At 55.3% G+C, this 26,064-nt stretch carries 17 protein-coding genes and 14 pseudogenes; 14 read left to right on the top strand and 17 right to left on the bottom strand.

Features of this window, described 5'->3' with window-relative positions; all coding sequences use genetic code 11:
* The first annotated feature begins 65 nt into the window (after nucleotides 1-65).
* Entirely contained in the window at nucleotides 66-479 is a 414-nt protein-coding gene (locus tag AC6I8M_RS12970) for a hypothetical protein (protein ID WP_498013408.1), read from the top strand.
* 92 nt (nucleotides 480-571) lie between these two features.
* Here AC6I8M_RS12970 and bla read toward each other — a convergent pair whose 3' ends face one another.
* Nucleotides 572-1,453: a class A beta-lactamase gene (gene bla, locus AC6I8M_RS12965; RefSeq protein ID WP_498013407.1), complete on the bottom strand. Its 882-nt coding sequence runs from the start codon at nucleotides 1,451-1,453 to the stop codon at nucleotides 572-574.
* Nucleotides 1,454-1,596: 143 nt separating this feature from the next.
* Here bla and AC6I8M_RS12960 point away from each other — a divergent pair, with 143 nt between their 5' ends.
* From AC6I8M_RS12960 to AC6I8M_RS12945, 4 genes and pseudogenes are all read left to right on the top strand, one after another.
* Nucleotides 1,597-1,743, top strand: coding sequence for a LysR family transcriptional regulator (locus AC6I8M_RS12960; RefSeq protein ID WP_498013406.1), 147 nt, complete (start codon nucleotides 1,597-1,599; stop codon nucleotides 1,741-1,743).
* Between the two features lie 33 nt (nucleotides 1,744-1,776).
* Complete coding sequence (locus AC6I8M_RS12955; protein WP_022547107.1) at nucleotides 1,777-2,151, top strand: LysR substrate-binding domain-containing protein; 375 nt, start codon at nucleotides 1,777-1,779, stop codon at nucleotides 2,149-2,151.
* Between the two features lie 184 nt (nucleotides 2,152-2,335).
* Nucleotides 2,336-3,318 (top strand): annotated as a pseudogene (locus AC6I8M_RS12950) (DUF1852 domain-containing protein).
* 27 nt (nucleotides 3,319-3,345) lie between these two features.
* Nucleotides 3,346-4,374: a methionine synthase gene (locus tag AC6I8M_RS12945; RefSeq protein WP_010617161.1), complete on the top strand. Its 1,029-nt coding sequence runs from the start codon at nucleotides 3,346-3,348 to the stop codon at nucleotides 4,372-4,374.
* Between the two features lie 323 nt (nucleotides 4,375-4,697).
* On the opposite strand, the pseudogene malG reads toward AC6I8M_RS12945, so the two are convergent.
* Nucleotides 4,698-5,586, bottom strand: a pseudogene (malG, locus tag AC6I8M_RS12940) (maltose ABC transporter permease MalG).
* 9 nt (nucleotides 5,587-5,595) lie between these two features.
* Nucleotides 5,596-6,612 (bottom strand): annotated as a pseudogene (gene malF / locus AC6I8M_RS12935) (maltose ABC transporter permease MalF); the annotation flags it as partial.
* On the opposite strand from malF, the pseudogene lamB reads away from it, so the two are divergent.
* Nucleotides 6,612-6,761 (top strand): annotated as a pseudogene (gene lamB, locus AC6I8M_RS12930) (maltoporin LamB); the annotation flags it as partial. The pseudogenes malF and lamB overlap by 1 nt on opposite strands.
* Before the next feature lie 114 nt (nucleotides 6,762-6,875).
* On the top strand, nucleotides 6,876-7,787 hold the full coding sequence (gene malM, locus AC6I8M_RS12925; protein ID WP_010617157.1) for a maltose operon protein MalM: 912 nt from the start codon (nucleotides 6,876-6,878) through the stop codon (nucleotides 7,785-7,787).
* A 103-nt stretch (nucleotides 7,788-7,890) separates the two neighbouring features.
* On the opposite strand, the gene malQ is transcribed toward malM, so the two are convergent.
* Complete coding sequence (gene malQ, locus AC6I8M_RS12920; RefSeq protein ID WP_010617156.1) at nucleotides 7,891-9,258, bottom strand: 4-alpha-glucanotransferase; 1,368 nt, start codon at nucleotides 9,256-9,258, stop codon at nucleotides 7,891-7,893.
* Complete coding sequence (locus AC6I8M_RS12915) at nucleotides 9,234-9,458, bottom strand: hypothetical protein (protein ID WP_010617155.1); 225 nt, start codon at nucleotides 9,456-9,458, stop codon at nucleotides 9,234-9,236. The genes malQ and AC6I8M_RS12915 overlap by 25 nt, the downstream gene beginning before the upstream one ends.
* Before the next feature lie 276 nt (nucleotides 9,459-9,734).
* Here AC6I8M_RS12915 and malT point away from each other — a divergent pair.
* The 3 genes and pseudogenes from malT to AC6I8M_RS12900 all read left to right on the top strand — a co-directional run bounded on the left by malT (nucleotide 9,735) and on the right by AC6I8M_RS12900 (nucleotide 13,092).
* Nucleotides 9,735-12,438 (top strand): annotated as a pseudogene (malT, locus tag AC6I8M_RS12910) (HTH-type transcriptional regulator MalT).
* A 127-nt stretch (nucleotides 12,439-12,565) separates the two neighbouring features.
* Nucleotides 12,566-12,805, top strand: coding sequence for a type II toxin-antitoxin system antitoxin RelB (relB, locus tag AC6I8M_RS12905; protein WP_010617154.1), 240 nt, complete (start codon nucleotides 12,566-12,568; stop codon nucleotides 12,803-12,805).
* A complete protein-coding gene (locus AC6I8M_RS12900) occupies nucleotides 12,805-13,092 on the top strand; it encodes a type II toxin-antitoxin system RelE family toxin (protein ID WP_058948895.1) in 288 nt (95 codons plus the stop codon). The genes relB and AC6I8M_RS12900 overlap by 1 nt, the downstream gene beginning before the upstream one ends.
* A 117-nt stretch (nucleotides 13,093-13,209) precedes the next feature.
* On the opposite strand, the gene AC6I8M_RS12895 is transcribed toward AC6I8M_RS12900, so the two are convergent.
* A complete protein-coding gene (locus AC6I8M_RS12895; RefSeq protein WP_010617152.1) occupies nucleotides 13,210-14,910 on the bottom strand; it encodes an EAL domain-containing protein in 1,701 nt (566 codons plus the stop codon).
* Between the two features lie 558 nt (nucleotides 14,911-15,468).
* Nucleotides 15,469-16,201 (bottom strand): annotated as a pseudogene (locus AC6I8M_RS12890) (LysR family transcriptional regulator).
* 104 nt (nucleotides 16,202-16,305) lie between these two features.
* Here AC6I8M_RS12890 and budA point away from each other — a divergent pair.
* Nucleotides 16,306-17,076, top strand: coding sequence for an acetolactate decarboxylase (budA, locus tag AC6I8M_RS12885; RefSeq protein WP_010617149.1), 771 nt, complete (start codon nucleotides 16,306-16,308; stop codon nucleotides 17,074-17,076).
* Nucleotides 17,077-17,090: 14 nt separating this feature from the next.
* Nucleotides 17,091-18,771: pseudogene (alsS, locus tag AC6I8M_RS12880) on the top strand (acetolactate synthase AlsS).
* A gap of 91 nt (nucleotides 18,772-18,862) precedes the next feature.
* Here alsS and AC6I8M_RS12875 read toward each other — a convergent pair.
* The 8 genes and pseudogenes from AC6I8M_RS12875 to AC6I8M_RS12840 all read right to left on the bottom strand — a co-directional run.
* Nucleotides 18,863-19,564 (bottom strand): annotated as a pseudogene (locus AC6I8M_RS12875) (methyl-accepting chemotaxis protein); the annotation flags it as partial.
* Nucleotides 19,533-19,886 (bottom strand): MCP four helix bundle domain-containing protein, encoded by a 354-nt coding sequence (locus AC6I8M_RS12870; protein WP_498013814.1) that lies wholly within the window; start codon nucleotides 19,884-19,886, stop codon nucleotides 19,533-19,535. The pseudogene AC6I8M_RS12875 and the gene AC6I8M_RS12870, both read right to left, overlap by 32 nt.
* Nucleotides 19,887-20,045: 159 nt before the next feature.
* On the bottom strand, nucleotides 20,046-20,687 hold the full coding sequence (locus tag AC6I8M_RS12865) for a helix-turn-helix domain-containing protein (RefSeq protein ID WP_022547120.1): 642 nt from the start codon (nucleotides 20,685-20,687) through the stop codon (nucleotides 20,046-20,048).
* A 49-nt stretch (nucleotides 20,688-20,736) separates the two neighbouring features.
* Nucleotides 20,737-21,048 carry a type 1 glutamine amidotransferase family protein gene (locus AC6I8M_RS12860; protein WP_318285207.1) on the bottom strand — a complete coding sequence of 104 codons (312 nt, stop codon included), beginning with the start codon at nucleotides 21,046-21,048 and terminating at the stop codon, nucleotides 20,737-20,739.
* A 271-nt stretch (nucleotides 21,049-21,319) separates the two neighbouring features.
* Nucleotides 21,320-21,838, bottom strand: a pseudogene (locus AC6I8M_RS12855) (NAD(P)/FAD-dependent oxidoreductase); the annotation flags it as partial.
* A gap of 7 nt (nucleotides 21,839-21,845) precedes the next feature.
* Complete coding sequence (locus AC6I8M_RS12850; protein WP_010617146.1) at nucleotides 21,846-22,592, bottom strand: amino acid ABC transporter ATP-binding protein; 747 nt, start codon at nucleotides 22,590-22,592, stop codon at nucleotides 21,846-21,848.
* A gap of 1 nt (nucleotide 22,593) precedes the next feature.
* Nucleotides 22,594-23,403, bottom strand: coding sequence for an amino acid ABC transporter permease (locus tag AC6I8M_RS12845; protein ID WP_010617145.1), 810 nt, complete (start codon nucleotides 23,401-23,403; stop codon nucleotides 22,594-22,596).
* A gap of 73 nt (nucleotides 23,404-23,476) precedes the next feature.
* Nucleotides 23,477-23,791, bottom strand: a pseudogene (locus AC6I8M_RS12840) (transporter substrate-binding domain-containing protein); the annotation flags it as partial.
* A gap of 9 nt (nucleotides 23,792-23,800) precedes the next feature.
* Here AC6I8M_RS12840 and AC6I8M_RS12835 point away from each other — a divergent pair.
* Together AC6I8M_RS12835 and AC6I8M_RS12830 are read left to right on the top strand one after the other, a co-directional pair.
* A pseudogene (locus AC6I8M_RS12835) lies at nucleotides 23,801-24,406 on the top strand (LacI family DNA-binding transcriptional regulator); the annotation flags it as partial.
* Between the two features lie 588 nt (nucleotides 24,407-24,994).
* Nucleotides 24,995-25,585, top strand: a pseudogene (locus AC6I8M_RS12830) (LysR family transcriptional regulator); the annotation flags it as partial.
* Nucleotides 25,586-25,589: 4 nt separating this feature from the next.
* Here AC6I8M_RS12830 and AC6I8M_RS12825 read toward each other — a convergent pair.
* Nucleotides 25,590-25,766, bottom strand: a pseudogene (locus AC6I8M_RS12825) (citrate-proton symporter); the annotation flags it as partial.
* Between the two features lie 9 nt (nucleotides 25,767-25,775).
* Nucleotides 25,776-26,060, bottom strand: a pseudogene (locus tag AC6I8M_RS12820) (autotransporter outer membrane beta-barrel domain-containing protein); the annotation flags it as partial.
* Nucleotides 26,061-26,064 lie beyond the last annotated feature (4 nt).

Genomic DNA, 26,064 nt, shown 5'->3' with positions numbered 1-26,064 from the left:
CTCACGTTTTGTCAGGCAAGCATGACCACTCCTTACTGAATACGTATGAATCAGAAAGGCTACCTGTGGCTGTCAGAAACGGCAAGCAAGCCTGGCTGAGAACAGATTTTGACGCACGGTTCCAGCTCAAAACGGAGAGCAACGCCAAGTATTTCAGTGAAATAATTGACTACAATGAACTTCACATGCGATATGAATATATACATAATGGCACAGTTAATAAATTACGCTGTCAATCTGGCACCCGATCCCCGCATTTATGGGTTATTAATCGCGACAGGCTCCTTTCAACACTCGATTTATTTGGCACAGAGTACGTTCGGCTGGGTGGTCCGAAATCTTTTGCGGTCGGTCAGGAGATATTTTATAGATTTGATACAGATTTACAGATACATGATGACAAAACAACATGGCATTCATTGACAGGATTAGCTGATAACGAAACGCTTTTAATCAGACCCAATGGTTTTATCGTGTAATTACATGGCAACAGGTTGGCTTTCATACAGCAACCCGCTTACGTTGAGCCGGTTGCTGTTGAAAATAGTAGTGCCAGCTATTAAACCATCATTTAGTTACTGATAGATTCAGCGACTAACTTAGCCGCGCTCGCGAGGACATCTTTGCGTGCACTCGCGTCTTTTACTCGTTGTGTAAAGTATGTTGTCAGTACTATAGGGGCATGGTCTTTAGGCCAGATGACGGCGATATCATTAGTCGTGCCGTAATCACCACTTCCGGTTTTATCCCCGACTGCCCAGTCTGAAGGCAGGCCTGCTCTGATACTGTTTAAGCCTGTGGTATTACCTTTCATCCATTCCGTGAGTTTCGCACGCTGCGTTTCAGCAAGTACCGAACCAAGGACGAGTTTATTCAGGCTTTCAGCCATCGCATCTGGAGTCGTTGTATCGCGATTATCTCCTGGTATTGCAGTATTTAAACTAGGTTCATTTCTGTCCAGCCGGTATTTGTTATCCCCAATCTCACGTGCAAATAACGTTGCATGGCGTAGGCCTCCAATGAGTTCGAGCAGCTTATTCATTGCGGCGTTATCGCTGAATTGTAAAGCAGCAACACTCAGTTCGCCTACAGTCATGGTGGAGTTAATATGTTTTTGAGTGACAGGATTATAGTTAACCATGTCAGACTTTTTCAGGAAAACCTTATGATCAAGTAACTGTTTATCTTTTTCACTTTTCTGTAATACGGATGCAACAACCATGACTTTGCTGGTGCTGCACATTGGAAATCTCTCATTACCGCGCCATGAGAATCTTGCACCATCTGACGTATCAATCACACTAATACCCAGTCGGCCACCGGAATGATTTTCCAGACTCTTAAGTCTGGCATTTAATGCATGCCTGTCAATAGCTGCATGTGTAAACACGGAAAATCCGGCGAGGAAAATCAGGGGAGTATTAACAAGAATCTTCTTTAATTTTTTTCGCATGAAAGCATACCTGGTTGAATGATATTGAGTAGTTTAAATGACTTTTACCGTTTATTTATCCTTCTGATAAGATCGTAAATCACTTTCAAATGGAGGTGTAATGATATATATTTATGCTAGCCATAAGTTATTCTGGGGTTAGAATGAAAAACGATATTCCACTTCATGCACTGCGTGCATTTGAAAGTTCTGCACGTCATCTTAATTTTACTAAAGCTGGCCTCGAACTTTACTTTTCCCATGCCGCATTAAGCCAGCAGGTGAGGCTTCTGGAAAAAAACTTGGCATAATTCTTTTTAAAAGGCTCCCAAGAGGAGCTTGAAATGACAGACGAAGCCAGGATGCTTTTTGCGAGTATTACGGATGAATTTCAAAAAATTGAAAAAGCATATCGTCGTTTTGAAGGGGGTTCAGTTAAAGAATCTTTAACTTTATCATGTGTAGTCACATTTGCCCTAGGATGGCTTTTGCCAAAAATTGAAAAATTCCGAAACCTTCATCCTTCTGTCGAAATTAATATTCAGACGAATAATAATGTTGTAAATGTGGCAGGTGAGGGTATTGATTTTGCGATAAGATACGGTTCTGGAAACTGGATTCAAACACACAATCAGTTGCTGATAAACACCCCTTTGACGGTTTTATGCAGACCAGACACAGCTAAAAGGTTGCGTAATCCCAGTGATATACCAGGTTAGCTCATCTTGCTTTGAAATTTAATCACTTTTCCTCACGCAGGGACTCTGGCATAACTAAGGTCATGTTAAATATTTTCGACAATATAACCACTGCTGAATTTGCAAACCTGTAAACGTTTTGAGAACTCTGGCAAAGGAGAGAACAGCGTCAGGTTGCAAGCAGAAATCAGGATGCCCGCTCGCGATGAAAAATGATTTTACCTTTAGTATAAAAGCACGCGCTTTGATGAGAATTACAATCCTTCCAAAGATACGCGCATTACCACCAATTTTGCCAACCTGGCGCGCGGCAGCAATCGTGAAGAGAATCTGCGCAACGCGCTGATCATGATGAACAACCGTTTCAATTCGCTGGCGAACTGGGACAACCCGAAAGGCGATCGCTATGCGGTTGAACTCGATATCATTTCCGTAGAAATTAATCTGGGTGCAGGCGGCGAGGGCAAAAGCTTTCCGGCGATTGAGGTCCTGAAGACCAACATTTTTGATAAAAAAACCAGTGAGCGCATTGAAGGGATCACCGGCAGCAATTTCTCTTCGTACGTGCGTGATTATGATTTCAGCGTTCTGCTGTCCGAGCATAATAAAGATCGTTCCGGTTTCAGTATTCCGGACGACTTCGGCGTGCTGCACGGCAATATTTTCCGTCATTTTGTCAACTCAGAGACGTATAAGGCTAACTTCCGCAAAGCGCCAGTAATTTGCCTCAGCGTCTCCAGCAAAAATATTTACCTTCGTACCGGTAACCAGCATCCGATGCTGGGCATTGAATACCAGCAAAATGAATCTTCATTGACCGACCTCTATTTTGCCAAAATGGGGCTCAAAGCGCGCTATTTCATGCCGACCAACAGCGTGGCGCCGTTCGCCTTCTACTTCGCGGGTGATTTGCTCAGTGATTACAGTAACCTGGAGCTGATCAGCACCATCAGTACCATGGAAACCTTCCAGAAGATTTACCGCCCGGAGATTTACAATGCGAACTCGCCGGCGGGCATTGAATATCAGCCAGACCTGTATCATCAGGATCACTCGCTGACCAAAATTGTTTACGATCGCGAAGAGCGTACCCACCTGGCGATTGAGCAGGGCAAATTTACCGAAGAGCAGTTTATTAAGCCTTACCACAGCATTCTGAAACAGTGGTCTGATCATTTCGCTCTTTGATTAACGAATAAATAAGGTTATTGATTAATGAAAACATTATTACCGACGTCAACGACTGGCAGCTTACCGAAACCTTCCTGGCTAGCGCAGCCAGAGACATTATGGTCGCCGTGGAAATTGCAGGGCGATGAGCTGATTCAGGGCAAACAGGATGCGCTGCGTTTATGTCTGGACGACCAGCAGCAGGACGGTATTGATATCGTCAGCGACGGCGAGCAAACGCGCCAGCACTTCGTCACCACCTTTATGGAACACCTTAACGGCGTTGACTTTGAAAATCGCAAAACGGTCCGCATTCGTAATCGCTATGATGCCAGCGTACCCGGCGTCGTGGGCGAAGTGAGCCAGCAGAGACCGGTCTTTGTCGATGATGCCAAATACCTGCGTCAACTGACGCAGCGTCCAATTAAATGGGCGCTGCCTGGCCCGATGACCATGATCGACACACTGTATGACGATCACTATAAAAGCCGTGAAAAGCTGACCTGGGAATTCGCTAAAATTCTCAACCAGGAAGCGCGCGAATTAGAAGCCGCTGGCGTTGATATTATTCAGTTTGACGAACCCGCCTTTAACGTCTTTTTCGACGAGGTGAATGACTGGGGCATTGCCGCCTTAGAACGCGCCATCGAAGGACTTAAATGTGAGACCGCGGTGCATATTTGCTACGGCTACGGCATCAAAGCCAACACCGACTGGAAAAAAACGCTCGGCACTGAATGGCGCCAGTATGAGGAGATCTTTCCTAAACTGCAGAGTTCCGGCATCGATATCGTTTCGCTGGAGTGTCAGAACTCCCGCGTACCGATGGATCTGATTGAACTGATTCGCGGTAAAAAAGTGATGGTTGGCGCGATTGATGTCGCCACTAACACCATCGAAACGCCGGAAGAAGTGACTGCCACGCTGCGTAAAGCGCTGCAGTTTGTGGATGCCGATAAACTCTATCCAAGCACCAACTGTGGCATGACGCCACTGTCGCGTCATGTGGCTTACGGCAAGCTGCAGGCATTAAGTGCCGGCGCGGAGATTGTGCGTAAAGAATTGCAGGGCTAACACGTAACGCCTTATTTAACTCTTACTCAGTCCGCAGGGTTTAAATACCCTGCGGACTGAGCGTCGGTAATTAACATCCTTGTCGTGCCGCCTCAAAGGCCGCCAATATGTCGCCTTTGTCGCCGACGGTAACACCATCCTGAAGGATCAGGTGGGCGATCTGGTGGTAATTTACGCACTGCCGGAATAATACAGCGCAATCAGCAAACAGAGTGGGGCCACAGCGCTCTACTTTTTTATGCGCGCAATAAAAACGGCGGCCATTGGCCGCCAAAACCTCAACAGGTGGTTGCCGTTGAGGAAGCAGTGGTACTGATGAATCTTTAACCTTTTACACCGCCCGCCGTCAGCCCGCTCACCAGCCAGCGCTGCGCCAGTAAAAACACCAGCGTGATGGGAATGGCGGACAGCACGGCCGCAGCAGCGAAATCGCCCAACAGTATAGTTCTGCGGATTAAGATACTGCTGCATCCCGACCGCGAGGGTATAGCTGTTGACATCGCGCAGCAGCAGCGAGGCGACCGGTACTTCGGTGACCGCGGCGATAAACGCCAGGATAAACACCACCGCGAGGATTGGCACCTAAAGCGGCAGCAACACCAGACGAAACGCCTGACACGGCGTGGCACTATCCAGCGCCGCCGCTTCCTCCAGCGAACCATCAATGGTTTCGAAATAGCCTTTAATGGTCCAGACGTGCAGCGCGATGCCGCCCAGATAGGCAAAGATCACGCCGCCGTGGGTATTGAGGCCGAAAAACGGCAGATATTGCCCCAGCCGGTCAAACAGCGCATAGAGCGCCACCAGCGATAGCACCGCCGGGAACATCTGAAAAATCAGCATGCCCTTTAGCAAACTGGCGCGACCGGCGAAGCGCATGCGGGCAAACGCGTAGGCGCAGGTGGTCGACAGCGCCACGATCTCCAGGGCGCTGATGGCGGCGATCTTCACTGAATTCCACAGCCACAGCAGCACCGGGAAGGGCGTCGGCGTCACGCGACCATCGGCATGGGTGACGCTGAACCCAAGCGCCAGCCGCCAGTGTTCCCATGAAATCTGTTCCGGGATCAGACTGCCGGTAGCGAAATTGCCGCTGCGCAGCGAGATGGCAATCACCATCAGTAGCGGGAACAGGATTGCCGCGATAAACAGCAGCAGCAGGTGCGTCAGCAGCAGACGCAGCTTCTGCGATTTCGGTTGTACCATGGCCATAACGCCTCCTTAATCAAACTTCATGCGTAGCGCTTTCAAGTTAATCACCGCCAGCGCACCTACCAGCAGATCAGCGTGGCGATGGCTGCAGCCAGGCCGAAGTCCTGACCGCCGCCGCCCTCAAAGGCGATGCGCTAGGTGTAGTTGAACCAGCAGATCGGTGTAGCCCGCCGGCGTGGTGGTGCCGAGTCGATCGGGGCCACCATTAGTCAGCAGCTGCACCAGCACGAAGTTATTGAAGTTAAAAGCAAAGCTGGCGATCATCAGCGGCATCAGGGGTTTCAGCAGCAGCGGCAGCGTAATCAAACAGAAATTCTGTAGCGGCCCGGCGCCATCTATCGCGGAAGTCTAGTAAAGATCGTCCGGGATCGCCTTGAGTAAGCCCATGCTCAGGATCATCATGTAGGGATAACCAAGCTAGGTATTGACGATCACCAGCATGGCGCGCGCCAGCGTCGGATCGCTGAACCACGCCGGCTTGAAGCCAAACAGCGCGTTGAGCATGACGTTGATTTCGCCAAAACTCTGGTTAAACAGCCCCTTGAAAATCAGTATCGAAATGAATGCCGGCACCGCGTAGGGAAGAATCAGCATCACACGGTAGATGGCCTTGCCCCGCAGCGCTTCCCACTGTACCAGACACGCCAGCACCATGCTCACCGCTACCGTCAGCAGCACGGTCAATAGCGAAAACAGCAGCGTCCAGCCAAATATCGCCAGGAATGGTTTCTGAATGCCCTCATCGGTGAACACGCGGGCAAAGTTTTTCCAGCACGCGCCAACGGTAAAGCCGGGGCTGAGCTGTTCGCTGGCCCAGCTGTCATCTGCATTGATCTGCTGATAGAACCCCGTGTCCCGGTTAGCCTGATAGCGGGCGCCGTTTTGCTGATTTCTCAGCTGTCCCGGTGCGTCCAGCACATACAGCGGTCGCGTGCCGGAAAACTGGCGCAGCGAACTCATCACCAGCTCGCGATCGTCCGGCAGCCGGGCAGTTAACTGACTCAGCGCCTGACGGTTTTGGGTGATGGGATGAGAAGTGGGGCTACAGCAAAGACGCCTCTGGCGATATCACTTCGCTGGCCGCGGCGGACAGCAGCGGCAACGGTCTGTTCACCAACAGCCGTGGCGACAACGATGAGTGGACCTTCGGCGCACAGATCGAAATCTGGTGGTAAGACGCTACGCAGGTTAAGCAAACACCCGCCGTGCGCCAGACGCACGGCGTTTTCGGACAGCGGCGGCCATTGCCTGGCCCACGCCGCTGCCTGACAGCTTGTTGGGATATCACAATGAAAAAAAATCTTATCGCCTTCTGCCTGAGCAGCGCGCTGCTGACCGGCGTGATTGCGCCAGTACAGGCTGAGATCAATCTGGTGCCGCAGGATCTTTCCGCGGCACCCTCCATTCCCACCGCGCGGCTGCAGCAGCTAAGCTGGCAGCCGGTAGATGCTTCGCGTGCACAAACCACCACGCTGACACAAAGCGCGGCGCCGCTTGATGTGCATGGCGTCAGCGGTGCCATCGCGGCTTACAGCCAGCCTGCCAATCAGGGCGAGCTGACGGTTACGCTGAGCAGCGAGGTGGTACAAAATCAGGTCTTCGCTCCTAATGTGCTGGTACTGGACGAAAACCTGCAGCCGGCCGCGTGGTTTCCGAGCCACTTCTTTAGCTATCAGCAGCCTGGCGTGATGAACGCCGACCGGCTGGAAGGGGTGATGAAGCTGACGCCGGTGCCGGGCCAGCAGAAGATCTATTTGCTGGTGTTCACCACCGACCAAGATTTAACCCAGACCACGACGCTGCTGGATCCGGCCAAAGCCTATGCCAAAGGCACCGGCCATGCGGTACCGGATATTCCCGACCCGGTGGCGCGTCACAGTCGCGACGGCAGAATCAAACTGAAAGTGGCAACCAGTTCCGGCTCGTCCATTTTGGTCGGCCCGCTGTTTGGCTCTGCCGCGCCTGCCGCTGTCACCGTCGACAGCACCCAACCGGCAATAGCCGCCGCAGCGGAGCGCGCGCCAGCGCCTAAACCGGCACCGCTGGTGAATGAGACGGAAAGCTATTTCAATCAGAGCATTCGTCAGGCGGTGCAACAGGGCAATATCGATAAAGTGCTGAAGCTGCTGGATGAAGCGGAGCGTCTGGGGTCGACATCGGCGCGGCAAACCTTTATCAGCAGTGTTAAAGGCAAGGGGTGAAACTGCCCCGACAGTGCTGAGTTGCCCCACCTGGTGCGCTTCGGCGCACCTTTTTTATGGCACAACGACCTGCCTGCAGCAGGTCGGTTTCGCGCTACTTACGTTAATGCTGGCGTGCTTGTACCGCCGTGAGCAATGCATCGATTCTGTAATCCTCCGCCATCGCTTCCAGCGTTACGCTGAGCTTGCGTCGCCAGTTGGGATACTGATTGACCGTGCCCGGTACGTTGACCGGCAGTGCCATATCCAGCCACTCCTCCGGCTGTAAACCGAGCAGCGCACACTCGCTGCGGGCCAGCGTACGCAGCAACGCCTGTTTGGCTAGGCGCCGCTCGCGATACAGGCCGGCGAGAACCGCCCGATCGGGGTAAAGTCCCAGCTCGCTGCCCAGCCGTAAATCGTCACTTTGCCACCAGCCGCGCAGCGTCGGCATATCATGGGTGGTGGTGACCGCCATCGCCTGTCGCGGCCACGCCGCTGGTGCGCGGAAGCGGCGCTGCGATTCCTGCTCAAAGTAGAGGACTTTGTAGGAGTACACACCGGCGTCGCGCAGTTTATCGACGATGGCTTCCGGCACGGTGCCCAGATCCTCGCCAATCACCATGCAACGATGACGCTGGCTCTCCAGCGCCAGAATCGCCAGCAAATCATCCACCGGATAGTGCACATAGGCGCCGTGCGCCGCGCTTTCGTCCTTCGGTATCCACCATAAACGCAGCAGCGCCATCACATGGTCAATGCGCAGCGCACCGCAGTCGCGCATGCTGGCGCGCAGCAGGGCGATCCACGGTTCGTAGCCGCGCGCGGCCATCACCTGCGGGTCCATCGGCGGCAATCCCCAGTTCTGACCGAGCGGACCGAGGATATCCGGCGGCGCGCCTACGCTGGCGTCCAGACAGTAAAGCTGCCGATCGCGCCAGGTCTCCGCGCCATCCGCCGCCACGCCCACCGCTAGGTCGCGATACAGCCCGATCGCCATCTGCTGCTGCTGACACAGCTGCCAGCAGGCGGCGAATTGCTCTGCCGCCAGCCACTGCAGCCACATGTAGAAACGCACCTCGTCGCTGTGCTCAATACGGAACGCCAGCACTGCCGCACTGTTGGCCTGCTGCCATTCGGCCGGCCAGTGTTGCCAGCCATAACCCGAGCCATCCTGTGCTCTTCTCGCCGCGTGCAGCGCATCAAACAGCCCCTGATGCAGCAGGCTGTCGCCCCCGACAAAATGCTGGCGAAACAGACCGTACTGGTAGTTCAGGCCATAGCCGATTGCAGGCTGGCCGGTGGTGGCCATCGCATCGAGAAAACAGGCGGGCAGCCGTCCCAGACCGCCGTTGCCCAGCGCCGGATCGGTTTCACGCTCCAGCACGTTACTCAGCGCCACGCCTGCTGCGGCCAGCGTTGCTTTTACACCGTCGTACCAGCCGAGATTTAGCAGATTGTTGCCGGTCAGCCTGCCCAGCAGAAACTCCATCGACAGATAATTAACGTGGCGCTGTCCGCCAGCGGCCGGCTGCGCCGGGGTATATCCGCCAGCAGTTCGGCCAGCGCGCCACTCAGCGCGTGCCACCACTGGTCGGCGCTCATGGCCTGCGCATCCGGCAGTCCAAAACGTTGCCACTGGCGCACCAGCGCGGCAGAAAAACGGTCAGAGTCAAACGTGGGCAGTGCCATAGGGAAACTCCAGTCGAATAAATAGGGTTACAGGCAGTGTGACGGTGCCGCCAGGCGGCTACCTCCTCCTGCAGAAAATTCCACGGGGAGGACAGGGAGGGTGGAGAGGCTGAGGTAAATCTGAAAGCGTGGCAGGAGTGTGATAACACTCGCTATTGTAAAGCATAACTGATCAGTTCGCTTGCATTCAGTAACCGAATCTCCGAATGTGTATGACTATTAATTACGAAGCGTAAAAAAATTATGCGCTGAACGTTAACGGAGAAGCGTGCGCCCATGTTGATACCCTCAAAACTGAGTCGTCCCGTTCGTCTTGAAAGCACGGTTACCCGAAATCGTCTGCTGCAAAAGCTTAGCGCAGCGGCGAATTACCGGCTGGTGCTGATTGCCAGTCCGGCGGGCTACGGCAAAACCACGCTGGTATCGCAGTGGGCGGCTGATAAAAGCGAGCTGGGCTGGTATTCATTAGATGAGGGCGACAATCAGCCTGAGCGCTTCGCCGATTACCTGATCGCTGCCCTGCAGCAGGCTACCCGCGGCGCATGCAGCCGCAGCGAGACGCTGGCGCAAAAGCGTCAGTACGTGAACCTCAATGCGCTGTTTGCCCAGCTGTTTAATGAGCTGGCCGCGTGGCAGCAGCCGCTGTGGCTGATCATCGATGATTATCATCACATCACTAATCCCGCCGTGCATGAAGCTATGCGCTTTTTCCTGCGCCATCAGCCGGATAACCTGACGCTGGTGGTGCTGTCCCGCAATCTGCCGCAGTTGGGTATTGCTAATCTGCGCGTGCGTGAACAACTGCTTGAACTGGGCAGCCAGCAGCTGGCCTTTACCCATCAGGAGGCGAAACAGTTCTTCGACTGCCGCCTGAGTGCGCCGCTCGCGCCGGATGAGAGCAGCCGTCTGTGTGATGATGTAGCAGGCTGGGCGACCGCGTTACAGCTGATCGCACTGTCCACCCGCCAAGGCGCAGCGTCAGCGCAGGACTCCGCACGCCGGCTCTCCGGCATCAATGCCAGCCACCTTTCCGATTATCTGGTCGAGGAAGTGCTGGATAACGTCGATGCCGCCACGCGCCATTTTTTGTTGAAAAGCGCGTTATTGCAGTTGATGAATGATGCACTGGTCGCCTGCGTTACCGGTGAAGACAATGGGCGCATGCGGCTGGAAGAAATTGAACGTCAGGGGCTGTTTATTCAGCGCATGGATGATTCAGGGCAGTGGTTCAGCTATCACCCGCTGTTCGGCAGCTTTTTGCGTCAGCGCTGCGAATGGGAGCTGGCCAGCGAGCTACCGGCCATTCACCGCGCGGCCGCGCAAAGCTGGATGGCGCAGGGTTTTCCCGGCGAGGCGATTCATCATGCGCTGGCGTCCGGCGATACCGATATGCTGCGCGAAGTGCTGCTGCAGCATGCGTGGACGCTGTTCAACCGCAGCGAACTGGCGCTGCTTGAGCAGTCGCTGAATGCGCTGCCGTGGCGCACGCTGCTGGCCAGCCCGAAACTGGTACTGCTGCAGGCCTAGCTGATGCAGAGCCAGCATCGCTTTTCTGAAGTTAACCGGCTGCTGGCACGCTTTGAGGAAGGCTGCAACTGTGAAATCGACGCTGCGCTGCAGGGTGAATTCAATGCGGTGCGCGCACAGGTGGCCATCAATCACGGCAACGCCGATGAAGCAGAGCAGCTGGCGCGGCTGGCACTGGAAACACTGCCGGAAACGCGTCGCTATAGCCGCATTGTGGCCACCTCAGTGCACGGCGAAGTGATGCATTGCAAAGGCGACCTGACCAACTCGCTGGCGCTGATGCGGCAAACCGAACAGATGGCGCGCCGCGATGAAGCCTGGCATTACGCGCTGTGGAGCCTGATTCAGCAGAGTGAAATCCTGTTCGCGCAGGGCTTTTTACAGTCTGCGTGGGAGATTCAGGAAAAAGCGTTTGTGCTGGTGAGCGAACAGCATCTGGCGAACTTCCCGCTGCACGAGTTTTTACTGCGCATCCGTGCGCAGCTGATGTGGGCGTGGGGCCGGCTGGATGAGGCCGAACACGCCGCGCGCGCAGGCATCAAAGTCCTGAAAAGGGTATCCGCCCCAGCAGCAAATCCAGTGCCTTGGGCTATTGATTCAGTGCTCGCTGGCACGCGGCAATCTGGATAATGCGCGCAGCTATCTCAGCCGGCTGGAAAACCTGATGAATAACGGCGTGCTGCACAGCGACTGGATTGCCAACGCCGACAAAGTGCGGCTGATCTACTGGCAGATGACGGGCGATGCGCAGAGCGCCAGCCACTGGATGCGCCACACCGATAAACCCGCCTTTGCCAACAATCATTTTTTGCAGGGCCAGTGGCGCAATGTGGCGCGGGCGCAGATCCTGCTGGGCAATCTCAGCCAGGCCGAAGTGATCCTCGATGAGCTGAATGAGAATGCGCATGCGCTGCGACTGATGAGTGATTTAAACCGTAACCTGCTGCTTCTGAATCAAATCTACTGGCAAACCGCGCGCAAAGCGGAGGCGCAGCAGGCGCTGATCGAAGCGGTGAAGCTGGCACGCAGCACGGGCTTCGTCAGCCACTTCGTGATTGAGGGCGAAATGATGGCGCAGCAACTGCGCCAGTTAATCCAGCTCAATACGCTGAGCGAACTCGATCAGCATCGGGCCCGGCGCATTCTCAGTGAGATCAACAAGTATCACCGGCATAAGTTTGCCCATTTCGATGAGAGCTTCGTTAGCCGGCTGTTGAACCACCCGGATGTGCCGGAGCTGATTCGCACCAGCCCGCTGACGCAACGAGAATGGCAGGTGCTGGGGCTGATCTACTCCGGCTACAGCAACGATCTGATCGCCGGCGAGCTGGACGTCGCGGCGACCACCATCAAAACCCATATCCGTAATCTGTACCAGAAGCTGGGCGTCACCCATCGCGCCGAAGCGATGCACCAGGCGCAGTCAATGCTGAAACTGATGGGCTACGTTTAGGGCAGAAGTCGTGTTGCGGTGAATCTCATTACCTCGCAGAGCGCGTATAACGCTGGGCATTACTTGATATATGCATGAGGGAGTGAAATACTTGTAACGACATTTGTATCTACAAGAGGTGTAGGACATGGGCAGCATCAACCTGCGTATTGATGATGAACTCAAAGCACGTTCTTACGCTGCGCTTGAGAAAATGGGGGTGACTCCCTCTGAAGCGCTTCGTCTCATGCTTGAATATATCGCCGAAAATGAACGTTTACCGTTCAAACAGACACTGCTGAGCGACGACGATGCTGAGCTGGTCGAAATAGTGAAAGAGCGACTTCGCAAGCCTAAGCCAGTTCGTGTGACGTTGGATGACCTTTGATGGCCTATTTTCTGGATTTTGACGAGCGGGCACTAAAGGAATGGCGAAAGCTGGGCTCGACGGTACGTGAACAATTAAAAAAAAAGCTGGCTGAAGTACTTGAGGCACCCCGTATTGAAGCGAACAAGCTTCGCGGTATGCCTGACTGTTACAAAATAAAGCTCGGGTCTTCAGGTTATCGCCTTGTCTATCAGGTGATAGACGAGAAGGTGGTGGTTTTCGTGATTTCCGTTGGTAAAAGAGAACGCGCGGAAGTTTATAGCGAGGCCGTGAAGCGCATTATCTAAAACAATGCAGGGTATTTCTGTTTCACCGTGAAAGTGTCATTTTGCTCAACGCTAACAGATTATCGCATTGCCACTGACCGTACACCGGGCGCTCCCCGGCGTACACTGAACCTCACCTCAGCTTTGTGCCGCGAGCTGGCGCGTCAGCCACGCATCCAGCTCGCTTTCCGGCAGCGGGCGCGCATAGAAGTAACCCTGCGCCTGATCGCAGCCGTACTCCGCCAGCGCGGCAACGGTGTCGACATTCTCTACGCCTTCATAATGATGCTGCGCGCGATCAAGCTTGATTACATCAAGCGGCATCCGTCGCAGATAGCCGATATTGCTGTAGCCGGTGCCAAAGTCATCCAGCGAGATGCCAAACCCACGCAGCTTGAGCATCTCCAGCCCCTGTAACGCAGCGGGGCTGTCAATAATCTGCTCGGTCTCCAGGCATTCAATGCCCAGCAGCGATGTCGGCAGGCGGGCCTGCAGCATCTTCGTTTCCAGCGCATCGGCAAAGCCGGGATCAGAGAAGTCGCGACTGCTGATATTGATGGTCACCGGCAGCTGGAGGGGGCTGTGCTGCAGGCGTTTTAGCCTGGCGATCGCCTTGTCGGTCAACCAGCTGGTTAAGGCACTGAGCAGCTCGGTCTGTTCCGCCAGCGGGATAAACAGATCGGGAGCGAGTTCGCCGCGCTGCGGATGCCGCCAGCGCACCAGTGCCTCCAGTCCGACGGGCCGACCACTGTTCAGGCAAATCTTCGGCTGGAACGCCAGCCACAGGCCCTGATCCTGTTGCAGTGCCGCAGCCAGATCGTTCATCAGTAGAAAGTCCTGAGTGCGGCGCTGATCGGCCACCAGGCTGAAGCTCATGGCGGGCACCCGGTTGCCAATCGCCTCATGCAGCGCACTCACCGCCCGGCGCAGCACTTCCTGCGCGCGAAGTTCTGCTGGCGTGAAAATGACCTTGCCGGTAAAGCAGGTCAGGGCGACAGAGATGCCCGCGCCCAAATCCGCGCTGATCCCTGCCAGGTTTTCCGCCACCGATGCGGCGGTCAGCGGGCTGTTGTCCATTGTGAGAATCGCAAAACGCCCGGTGGCGACGGTATAAATGATGTCGTCCGCACCGGGCTGCAGGCGCAAAGGCAGTAACGTGGTGACGTGCTTCAGCAGGCTTTCCACCGGCCCCATCCCCATGGAGCGCGCCAGCTCGTAGGCGCGCGGCATATCAATGCAGTCGATCAGGATCAGCCGCTGCGGCGTTCGATCCCCGATGGAGGCCAGCCGCTGCAGGTCGCGAATCAGGCGCTGCCGGTTGGGCAGTGCCGTGACCGGATCGGTGAAGCCGGCACAGTGCCACGCTTCCAGGAATGACATCACCAGATCGGCCAGCAGCTGTAATACCTTCACCTGATCAGCGCTGAACGAGTGTGGCGCGACGTCCGTGACGCACAGCGTGCCCAGCACATAGCCATCGCGATGCCTCAGCGGCACACCGGCGTAAAAGCGGATAAAAGGGGCACCGATGATCAGCGGATGGTGGGCAAAACGCGCATCCAGCAGGGTGTCGGAGATGACTACCGCGCCGTCACTGTCCACGGCGTGGCGGCACAGCGAGTCGTCACGGGACGAGTGCTTCAGCGCAAAATTATGGGCGGCGCAGATATACTGATGTTCATCATCAAGCACGGACACAAAGCTACCTGGAATACCCAGTGCCTGACTGGTCAGCCGGACAAAGTTTTGTAATACGTCGTCACGGCTTTCGTCGCGACTACGCAGCGCCTTCAATGCCCGTGCGCGGCGATCGTCGTCACCGTTGAAATTCATCAGCATAATTTCCTCCGCGCCGGCCTGGGTCCGGTGCGAAATTTAACAGCAAAAAGTACAGTATGCGGCCTGCAACCCCCTGCCGCTGGCGTGGTTAATAAGCGTAAATATTATATATGATCTCTCTCATGGTAGGCTTAACCCCGGCATCTGTCATTTTTATTTTCTTTAACGAAATTTTTAAGCAGCGACGATTCTGATAATTTATCGTATTATTTTTATCAGTCTGGCGATAACAGATTACGCGTCCTTGCTGCTAACTCTAATTAAGTAGAACGTGCAGGCATTACACACTGAGAATGAAGGCGTTATTAATTTCTGGCAGGGTCGAGTCGGGTAATAATGCTGGTTTTTAGTGATTGATGAGCAAAATAATAGTATCGCTGCGTATTATTATCCTGATAAAAAAACGCACCCGCCGTTATATTTATCATACCGGCTAACGTTGTATAAACTCATGTTAAACCCGCTCTGTCACAGCAGACGTCAGATTTCCCTCTCAAATTATTCCCCGTTAATCAAACTCAGCAGGTGTAACACCGTTTTGGCCGGATGATTGCGACGCTAGGCAAAGGCAATGTCGGTGAACAGCGTATTATTTTCAATGTTACGAAATACCAGCTGTGGATTATTGACGCAGCACAGCGAAGCCGGCACGCAGACAGGTGCTGACAATTAATTCATACAGGCTGGGCGCCACTTCACGCGGAAAGATGATCAGTGACTCGTCTGCCAGCTGCGCCAGCGAGACTTTCTGCAGGTCGCTAAGCGGATGGCTGGCTGGCAGCGCCACTTTCATCTCCTCCGTGGCAATCACTTTCAGGTTAAACGCCTTACTGCTCTCACACGGCAGACGAATGAACGCCGCATCCAGCAAACCTTCCCCTAAGTCCTGCATCAGCAGCGCCATGTTCTCTTCCCGTGTGATGAGCTCCATCGCCGGGTAGCGCGTTTTGAAGGCGCGAATCAGATCAAACACCAGCGCGCCAAACGCGACCGAGCTGGCAAAACCCAGTGACATCTGGCCGCTCATGCCCCGCGCCACGCCGCGCGCCTTTTCCAGCGCCATATTGGCCAGCTGCACAATCGCTATCGCATCGGGCAGAAACGCCCGGCCCGCATCGGTCAGTTCAACGCCGCGCGTCAGGCGCTTCAGCAACGGCGTGCCGATCTCGTACTCCAGCCGCTGGATTTGCTGGCTAAGCGGTGGCTGCGACATGCCCAGCAACTCGGCGGCGCGGGTAAAGTGCTGCGTTTCAGCAACGGCAACGAAATAACGCAGGTGGCGAAGTTCCATATCAAAAACGTCTCGAAGTTGGCAGTTTTCACTATTGGATTCTGTGAGCTATGTAGCCCACAATGATATTAACACGGCTTAACTATCTGATTGTGAGGCAGCAAATGTGTAACTTTGTATCTGATTGTTCATGCGAAGATCAGCTAAAGGAATCCGTCACTCAACTTGGACAGCAATCACCAGAAAAGGTTATCTATCAGACCCCCCTGATGAGTGCGCTGCTCAACGGCGTCTATGACGGTTCAACCACCGTCGCGCAGCTGTTGCAGAAGGGCGATTTTGGCCTCGGCACGTTCAATCAGCTGGATGGTGAACTGGTGGCATTTGACCGGCAGGTTTATCAGCTGCGCGCCGATGGCAGCGCCAGCCCGGCACGGCCTGAACAACAAACCCCGTTCGCCGTGATGACCTTCTTCAAACCGGAACATCAGCACCGCTTTGCACACACCGCCAAACGCGATGACGTCCATCAGGTGATTGATCGCATCATCACCTCCGATAACCATTTCTGCGCGCTGCGCCTGAGCGGTCGATTTGCCTCCGTGCAGACGCGCACTGTGCCCTGCCAGTGCCGCCCGTATCGCTCTATACCGGAAGTGCTAGGCAATCAGCCCACCTTCGATTTTCGCCAGCGCGACGGTGAGCTGATTGGATTCCGCACACCGCAATATATGCAGGGTATTAACGTCGCCGGCTATCACGAGCACTTCATCACCGACGATCGTCAGGGCGGCGGGCATATCCTGGAGCAGGGCACGCTGACGTTTGGTGCCATCAGCAAGCTGGTGGTCGACCTGCCGCAGGATCGCGAGTTTTTACAGGCCGATCTCAATCCTCAGGATCTGGATGCCGCGATCCGTTCCGTCGAAAGTTAATCGCAGAGGTGATCATGAAACAGCTTAAAACCCAGACGCTGTGGAACAGTGGCGCAGACCTGGTCGTCGCCCAGCTGGAAGCGCAGGGCGTTAACCATATTTTTGGCATTCCCGGCGCCAAAATCGACAAGGTGTTTGATTCGCTGGTTGATTCCTCCATTCAGCTGATTCCGGTGCGTCATGAGGCTAACGCGGCGTTTATGGCCGCGGCAATTGGCCGCCTGACCGGCCACGCCGGCGTAGCGCTGGTGACCTCCGGGCCCGGCTGCTCAAACCTAGTGACCGGCATGGCCACCACCACCAGCGAAGGCGATCCGGTGGTGGCGATCGGCGGGGCGGTTAAGCGCTCTGACAGTGCCAAACAGGTGCATCAAAGCATGGACACGGTGGCGATGTTTCGCCCGGTGACCAAATTTGCCGTAGAAGTCACTGATGCGTCGGCGCTCGCTGAGTGCGTATCGAACGCGTTTCGCCATGCCGAAAACGGGCGCGGCGGCGCATCGTTCCTCAGTCTGCCGCAGGACATTGTTGACCAGCCGGTGTCAGGCAGCCTGTTACAGCGTACAGGACACATCACGCTGGGCGCTGCGCCCGACGCGCTGGTGGATGCCGTAAGCCGCTAGATGGCGCGGGCGAAAAATCCGGTGATTCTGCTGGGCCTGATGGCCAGCCAGCCGGAGAACAGCGCGGCGATTCATGAACTGCTGAGCAAAAGCCGTATTCCGGTGACCAGCACCTATCAAGCGGCGGGCGCGGTGCGGCAGGAGCACTTCTCACGCTTTGCCGGGCGGGTTGGCCTGTTTAACAATCAGGCAGGTGACCGCTTGCTCCAGCAGGCGGATTTGATTATCACCATTGGTTTACAGCCCGGTCGAGTATGAACCGGCAATGTGGAACAGCAGCAACGCCTTGCTGGTTCATATCGACGTGCTGCCCGCCGAGACCGATAACCACTATCAACCCGACGCCGAGCTGGTGGGTGATATCGCCGGGACGGTGCGCAAAATTGCCGAGCAAATCACGTCGCCGCTGCAGCTCAGCGACGCTGCCGCCACCATTCTGCAGGATCGCCAGCAACAGCGTCAGCTGCTGGCGATGCAGGGTGCCAGCCTCGATCAGTTCGCCTTGCATCCGCTGTGTATCGTCCGGGCGATGCAGGACATCATTAACAGTGACGTCAGCCTGACAGTAGACATGGGCAGTTTTCATATCTGGATTGCCCGTTACCTCTACAGCTTCCGGGCACGGCAAATCATGATTTCCAACGGGCAGCAAACCATGGGCGTGGCGCTGCCATGGGCGATTGGCGCCTGACTGGTCGATCCGTCTCGTAAAGTGGTCTCGGTATCGGGCGACGGCGGCTTTCTGCAATCCAGCATGGAGCTGGAAACCGCCGTCAGGTTAAAGGCCAATATTCTGCACATCATCTGGGTCGACAATGGCTATAACATGGTGGCGATTCAGGAAGAGAAGAAATACCAGCGCGTGTCCGGCGTGAACTTCGGGCCGGTCGATTTCAAAGCTTACGCGCAGGCGTTTGGTGCCGCTGGTTTTTCGGTGAATAGCGCAGTTGAACTGGAACCCACGTTGCGACGGGCGATGGAGGTAGAAGGACAGGCCGTGGTGGCGATTCCGGTAGATTACAGCGATAATCCGCTGTTGATGGGGCAGCTGCACCTCAGCCAGCTGCTTTGATCGGCTGTCACCTAAGCCAATCCGGACCGGCCGTCAACGTCACGCCGGTCCGGAATAATGCGCTATTTAGCGCCTGGCTGGCCGTATTGGGTTAAAAGCTCTGCCAGTCCGCGTCCATGCCGTGCCCGGCGGCCACAGGTACAGCAGCTGGACGTTTCACCGCAGAGACCGTTTTCGGGCGCTCAACAGGTCGCGCGGACGCGGCCAATGAAAACTGATTCACCAGGCCGGACAGGGTTTGCGCCTGATCCTGCAATGACGCGGATGCGGCGGAGGCTTCCTCCACCAGCGCCGCATTCTGCTGCGTTACATAATCCATCTGATTAATCGCCAAGTGCACCTGCGAGATGCCGGTGTTCTGCTCTTCGGCTGCAGCAGCGATTTCACTTACCAGGTCATTCACCTGACGGAACGCGGTTTTCAGTCCTGCCATGTTCTCTTCCACCGCTTCGGCCTGTACCGCACCCGATTCCACCAAGCTGTAGGAGGTATCAATAAGCTGTTTGATCTCCTTGGCCGCCTAGGTCGAACGCTGCGAGAGGTTGCGCACTTCACCCGCGACCACCGCAAAGCCCTTTCCATGTTCGCCAGCGCGCGCCGCTTCGACGGCAGCGTTAAGCGCCAGGATATTGGTCTGGAAGGCAATGCCTTCGATCAGCGTGACAATTTCGGTGATTTTTTTCGAGCTGGAGCGGATCTCCGCCATGGTGTTGAGCATATTGCCCAGCGACACCGCGCTGGCGTCTGAAAGTTCTGTCGCGTTACCGGCCAGACGGTTGGCCTGCTGGGTATTTATCTTCGTCGCCGGAGATATCATTGGCTAAATAATATTCTGCCAGCGTTTTAATGTCGGCCATGCGCTGGGCGATCTCTTTCTCGACCGGCGGCATGCGCTCATTGTCAGTCTGACTCTGATGTTTATACAAGGAGAACGACATTTTATTGTTGCGATCGATCAGTTCGGACAGGTCGCGAATAGAGGGAATCGCATTGACCTGAACATATTCAAAGCGCTCCTGAAAACCCCCTAACAGTCGCACAGAAATAATGCCCGTCACCACCAGTGAAGCTGAGAGTAAAATGAAAGCCAGGGTAAGTCTTTGAGTGATATTCATCATATTGTTACCTGGTAAAAAAGTTAAAAGGAATAAAGGGACAACCCACCGTACATCGGCATGACCTCACAAAAGGTTATTTCAAAAATCATGAATAAATTAACTTTTCAGGATCATTAATTTTGAAGTAATTAAATAACTTTCAAAATGAGTGGCGTATTATTTTGCGCTAATTACCTGCGCCTTACGGTGTGCTATCCACTCACGATACTGGGCTGGCGTCATCGCCATCACCTGATGGAAGGCTTTACGAAAGGCGGTGTCTTCGGTGTAGCCACACTGCAAGGCGGTCTGACGCACGCTGACGTCGGTGCTGGCCAGAATGGTACAGGCCAGTTCAATGCGGATGCGGGTAATAAACTCTTTTGGCGTCTCCTGCGACAGGGCTTTCATTCTGCGCTGCAGGGTGCGCCCGGTAACGTTCAGCGCGGCTGCCAGCTGCGCGGCATTGATGGCGGGATTTTCCAAGCGGATAATCTCCTGCGCCCGCACCAGAAACGGTGTGCTGCTTTTCCCCGTACCCGGCGAGCCTGGAAGGTGGGTGTGCAGCACAGGGTTATCGGCCAGCGACATCTCCCAGGTGAGATTCGCCACCGCCTTACCGGCGCTTTTTTCAATGATATACAGGGCCAGTGATATCCACGAAAAACAGCCACCGCTGGTAATGACGCGATCGTCTTCCTCCAACGTTTTGCCTTTCGCCGGTCGCGCCTGCGGATAGCGCGCTTGCAGCATATGGCTGACCCACCAGGTGGTGGTATAGGAACGGTCATTCAGCAAACCCGCCTCGCCAAGGATCACGCCACCGGTGCCCGCAGCAGCAACCCAGACACCCTGCTGATAGAGTTTGTTAAACCAGCTGGCGGATACTGTCGAGGTTGATCGGTTGCAGGTCGGGCCCCAGCAACATGCCGGGCGCAATCACCACATCAACCGCACCGGCCCCCTGAAACGAGCTGTCGATGTGAATCAGGCGGCCTTCCGTATCCCACACCGGGTCACCGTTGGCGCTGACAATCAGCGTTTCAAAAGCTTTATCGGGAAAGCGTGCGGCGTGCACGGGGGAAGAGGCAATCGCTTTATTGGTTATCCAGAACAGGTCGGTCATTCCGGCAACGGCGGACAGTACGCTGCCTTCCAGGGCGAGTATGGCGATACGCATAAGGGTTTTCCTGTGTTCAGATTGTCGTGATTTGCATGAAAAATGTGACATTTTCCGCCGCTGAAACTTTATGGCCTCAATAGCGGACTCTTATTTTATCTGGCCCTAGCGGTTGTCATCGGAAAAGAAACCGGCAATACGCTGATATCAGACCTGCCAGGAAACGAAAAGGGCGCGTGGATGAGGCGATGGGATCGGGCAAAGGAGCGGTGTGTGGCAGGCAACAGGGCGCGTATCCAGCGCCACTTCCTTCGTGGCGCTGGCCCTGACGTTAGCTGAATCTTTCCGGGCGGAAGGTTGCCAGCATCGGGTGTCTGACGCCGGTGAGCATCTCCTGCGTCAGTATCTCACCGAGGATCAACGCCAGCGTGGCGCCGGAATGGGTGAAGACAACAAAACAGCCGGGAACCTTCTGCAGCTCACCGACCACCGGTTCGCCATCGCTAGGAATCGGCTTGACACCAATTTTCCAGCTGCTGGCTTTCAGCGGCGCGCCGTCACCGATCAGGTTACCCGCTTCCGCCATCAGCTGGTTAATGACTGAGGTATCAATGTTGTACTGTCCGTCGGCCTGCGCGGCGATGTGTTCTTCATACCAGTCATGATCGACGGCGATGGTGTTGCCGGGATTAGGCCGGACCGCCGCGCGCGGCGTATTCATTACCACCTGCAGCCTGTGATCGCAGGGCTGGCTGGTCACCAGCATAGAGACCGGAGAACCGTTGGGGATGTGCACGCCGAGCGGGGCAACCACTTCCGGCGTCCACGGGCCACACGCCACCAGTACCGATGCGTCATCACAGTACCTCCGACAGAAAACGCTGCAGGCGCGCGGATTGCGGGCGATCAAAGATTTGTTCCGGCGTGCCGGCTTCCACGATTTCGCCTTCATCCATAAACACCACCTGGTCGGTCACGCGCCGGGCGAAGCCCATCTCATGGGTCACGACCACCATGGTCATGCCGCGCTGGCACAAATCAGCCATTAGCGTCAGAACGCCTTTCACCAGCTCAGGATCGAGTGCCGAGGTGGCTTCATCGAACAGCATCACTTCCGGCTCCATCGCCAGCGCGCGCGCTATCGCTACCCGCTGCTGCTGGCCACCGGAGAGATCGCGCGGACGGTGATCGGCTCGCTGAGCAAGACCCACTTCGGCCAGCCGCTGACGGGCAATCTCCAGCGCTTCGGCTTTCGGGCGGCCTTTCACTTTCCACGGTGCCAGCGCCACGTTTTCCAGCGCGCTGTGATCGGGAAACAGGTTGAAATGCTGAAACACCATGCCAATTCTCAGCCGCAGCGCATCGGGCTTGTCCTTTAGGACAGAGCGCCCGGCCAGTAATACATCACCGTTCTTCGGCTCATGCAGGCGATTGATACCGCGCAGTAAGGTGGATTTTCCCGATCCCGAGGGACCGATGATGCAGGTGGTGGTGCCCGGTTCGATGCTCAGCGACACATTGCGCAGCACCTCAATCGGGCCGTACGCCAAGGTCAGATTGCGCAGCTCGAGGCTGGCGCCGTGAAATGCAGATGGCATGGCCATATTAGTGTCCTTGCTCGCTGGTAAGGGAGACCGCCGGAACCACGTTGCGCTTTTGCTGCACTTCATCGAGCTCCTTCAGGCCGCTTTGTGGCGCGGTGGCGCGGCGACGTCCGGTACGGTAGCGGACGTTGATATAGTTCACGGCGTGGGTGAGCGGCACGGTGATCACCAGATAGAACAGCCCGGCCAGCATCAGTGGTGACAGGTTGCCGCTCAGCACGTCGGCATCCTGACCGACGCGGAACAGCTCACGCTGACCGGTCATCAGGCCCAGCAGATAAACCAGCGACGAGTCTTTGATGATGGCGATGAACTGATTGACTATCGCAGGCAACACGCGGCGGATGCCTTGCGGAATGATCACCAGGCGCATCGCCCGGCCATAGCTCATACCCAGCGCCCGGCAGGCTTCCATCTGCCCCTGTTCCACGCTCTGAATACCGGAGCGGAAAATCTCGCCCATGTAAGCACTGGCAATCAGGCTCAGGGCAAAAATGCCCAGCGGAGGATAAGGGGTAGGGCCAAACAGCTGATAGCTGAAACGCGCCAGGCCCTGACCAATCAACAGAATGGTGAGGATGGAAGGCAAGCCGCGAAACAGATCGGTATACAGCCGCGCGGGTACGCGCAGCCAGCGCGAGGGCGAAATGCCCATCAGCGCCAGTATCAGGCCAAACAGCGTGCCCAGCACGGTGGTCGCCACGGAGATAATGATGATGTTCACCAGTCCGGTTGCCAGCAGCTGTGGCAGGACGTCCATCATCGATGGAATATCAAAAAACGTACGGGAAAGAATAGTGATCAGATCCATAGCCGATTCTCGGTTGCGGGTGACGGACATGCGCCGTCACCGGATGCAGTCTCACGCATAACGATGCGCAGGGTTATTGGCCGCCGGGCAGATACTGTTGCGGCATTGGCGAACCCGGGAACCATTTCTGGTACAGCTGTTTCCAGGTCCCATCCTGCATCGCCGCTTTGATGGCTTTATCCAGCGCCGATTTGAACTCGGGCTTGCCTTTGGCGATGGCGACACCCGCAGGCGCGTCGAATGAAGGGATGTTCGCCGCCGTGACCAGCTTGAAGCGGGTGGCATAATCTTTGGCTGCTTCGTAGTCGAGGAACATGGCATCGAGCGTGCCGTTATTCAGTGCGGACACCGCTGCGTTGTTATCGGGGAAACGCACCAGATCGGTCTGTTTGTGCAGATGCGGGTGAATCAGGCTGCTGAAGCGCTGGGATACCGACCGAACGAGCTGGCGCGCAGCATGAACACCGGTCGCTCCAATACCATTGGGGTGATTGTCGGCGACATTGAAAACCCGCACTTTGGCCTCGCGCTGCGCGGCATGGCCGATGTCGCGCGACAGGCGGGCTTTCACCTGCTGCTGAGTAACAGCGATGAAACGCTGGATGAAGAGCGGGAAGCCGTGCGCGTGATGCTGGGTAAACGCGTCGATGGCATCATCGTCGCGCCGTGCAGCTCATTGTTTGAGGATAACGAACATCTTCGCCAGGTGCTGGCAGAAGGGCGTTCATTAATGATGTTCGACCGGGCAGTGCAGGGGATGGAGGTGGAGACCATCCAAGCGAACTTTGTCGCGGTGGCCAAACAGGCGACGGAGCTGTTGCTGGCGGCTGGGCATCAGCGTATTGCTTATCTCTCCAGCATGCGCAGCGCTGCACCATATTCGCCGGCAATCACACTGGGCCCCACGCCGGTGGCGCAACGTGTTAGCGGAATGATTGACGCCTACCGGGCCGCGGGTAAGGAACTGGACCCGGCGCTGATTCGGCTTAATGCACTCAGCGAAGCCATCAATGTGTGAAAATTTATCTCAGTGGTGCGATGCTATTCTAAATGATTATGACTTTCTCACAGGTCATTCGTGATGCATCAATGGCAGACCACTCACGGAAAAATTAAGCAGAACCAGCGATTAGTGCCTGTTATTCCTTTTTTTTGGGTGGTGAGTTTTCAGTTAAGAATTTGCGTGCTCAGCAATCTGTAACAGCAATGCGAGCAAGGGGAAGTATTGCAATTCAGATTAGAGATGTGCCAGATGGTGGAACTATAAAACTAAATGTTGATGACTGAGAAATGCTTAGGTGCTGCTGAATGAATTCTGTGTAGTGAAAAGAAGAATTTTCCTTAGCGATGCCGTTTTTTTATTCAATGCCGGAAGGGATAGATACAAACATTGTTGAATAGATGACAGCAACGCGCAGTGTCAGTATAAATTATAACGCCGTGGAGACAAACGGACCAGTGGGATAAGTTTTCACATAGTGAAGTCGTGGTGGAATGAGTTGTGTGCCTGGTAAGAGGTGTGAAGGGCGAAACTGAAGGATTAAGATACGTGATTAGATATCTTATTTAACATAATAGACATTAAGCGAAGTTGCGGGGTAGAGGAGCTAATTTTGACCTCAACGATCTCTACGCCTTGCGCGCGCTGGTGGAGTACGGCAACTTTCGTCTGGCGGCGGAGTCGATCTGCCTGTCGCAGTCAGCGCTCAGCCGCAGAATTGAAAAGCTGGAAGCGGCGCTCGGCACTCGGCTGTTTGACCGCACCACGCGGCGCGTCACGCTAACGCTCTATGGCCAGAACTTTGCTCAGCGCTCGGAGCAGCTGCTGGATAATGTCGAATCGATGCTGGCCGACGTCGAGCGCGCCAGCCAGGATCGCACCGGCCTGATCACCGTCGCTACCGTGCCCTCGGGCGCTTACTATTTTATGCCGGAGGTGATCCGTCGCTTTCAGGCGCGCTACCTGCGCGTGCGCATCAAGCTGATTGATAGCAGCGTCGGCAACGTGATGGATGCGGTGAGCAGCGGACAGGCCGATTTCGGTATCTGCTTTGCGCGCAATTTACCGCCGGAGCTCGCCTTTACGCCGCTGGTGGAAGATGTCTACGTCGCCGCCTGTCGCCACGATCATCCGCTGGCAACGCGCCAGCAGCTGAGCTGGCAGGAGTATTTTGCGCTGGATAAGGGGTAGGCGCATAGACGGTAATGAGGTAGAACGCAGTGGTGGTCATCGCCACCATCAGCATCCCCGCAATTACCACCGGCCAGTTCTATAACAGCGTGCTAAATACCTGACGCATATCCAGATGATGACGGCGCGCGCTGAACTCCTGCGTTTCCTCCAGACGGCGACGCAGAATAAAGAAATCGCCGTTTACCGCACCGTCTACCTGAATCAATATCAATCCCTGAATAGTCTGTGCGCCGCTGCCGCCGACATTGTTGACCGCTACATCTGTGTTACCGTTGACATCGCCCACAATATGCAGCTTGTCGGTCGCGGAGGCATCCCCTTCAAGTGCCACATTCATCTTCAGCGTAGCGCTATCCGCGTTGTAATTGCCATTGATAGTCAATACGGTGAATTTTGCGGGGTTGTAAGCGATATTGATCTCGCTGTTGTTCACTGTCAGCGTATCTACGCTGCTATTATCCATCAGG

It is taken from the genome of Type-A symbiont of Plautia stali (assembly GCF_059731155.1).
This window is presented reverse-complemented; position numbering and strand designations above follow the sequence as displayed.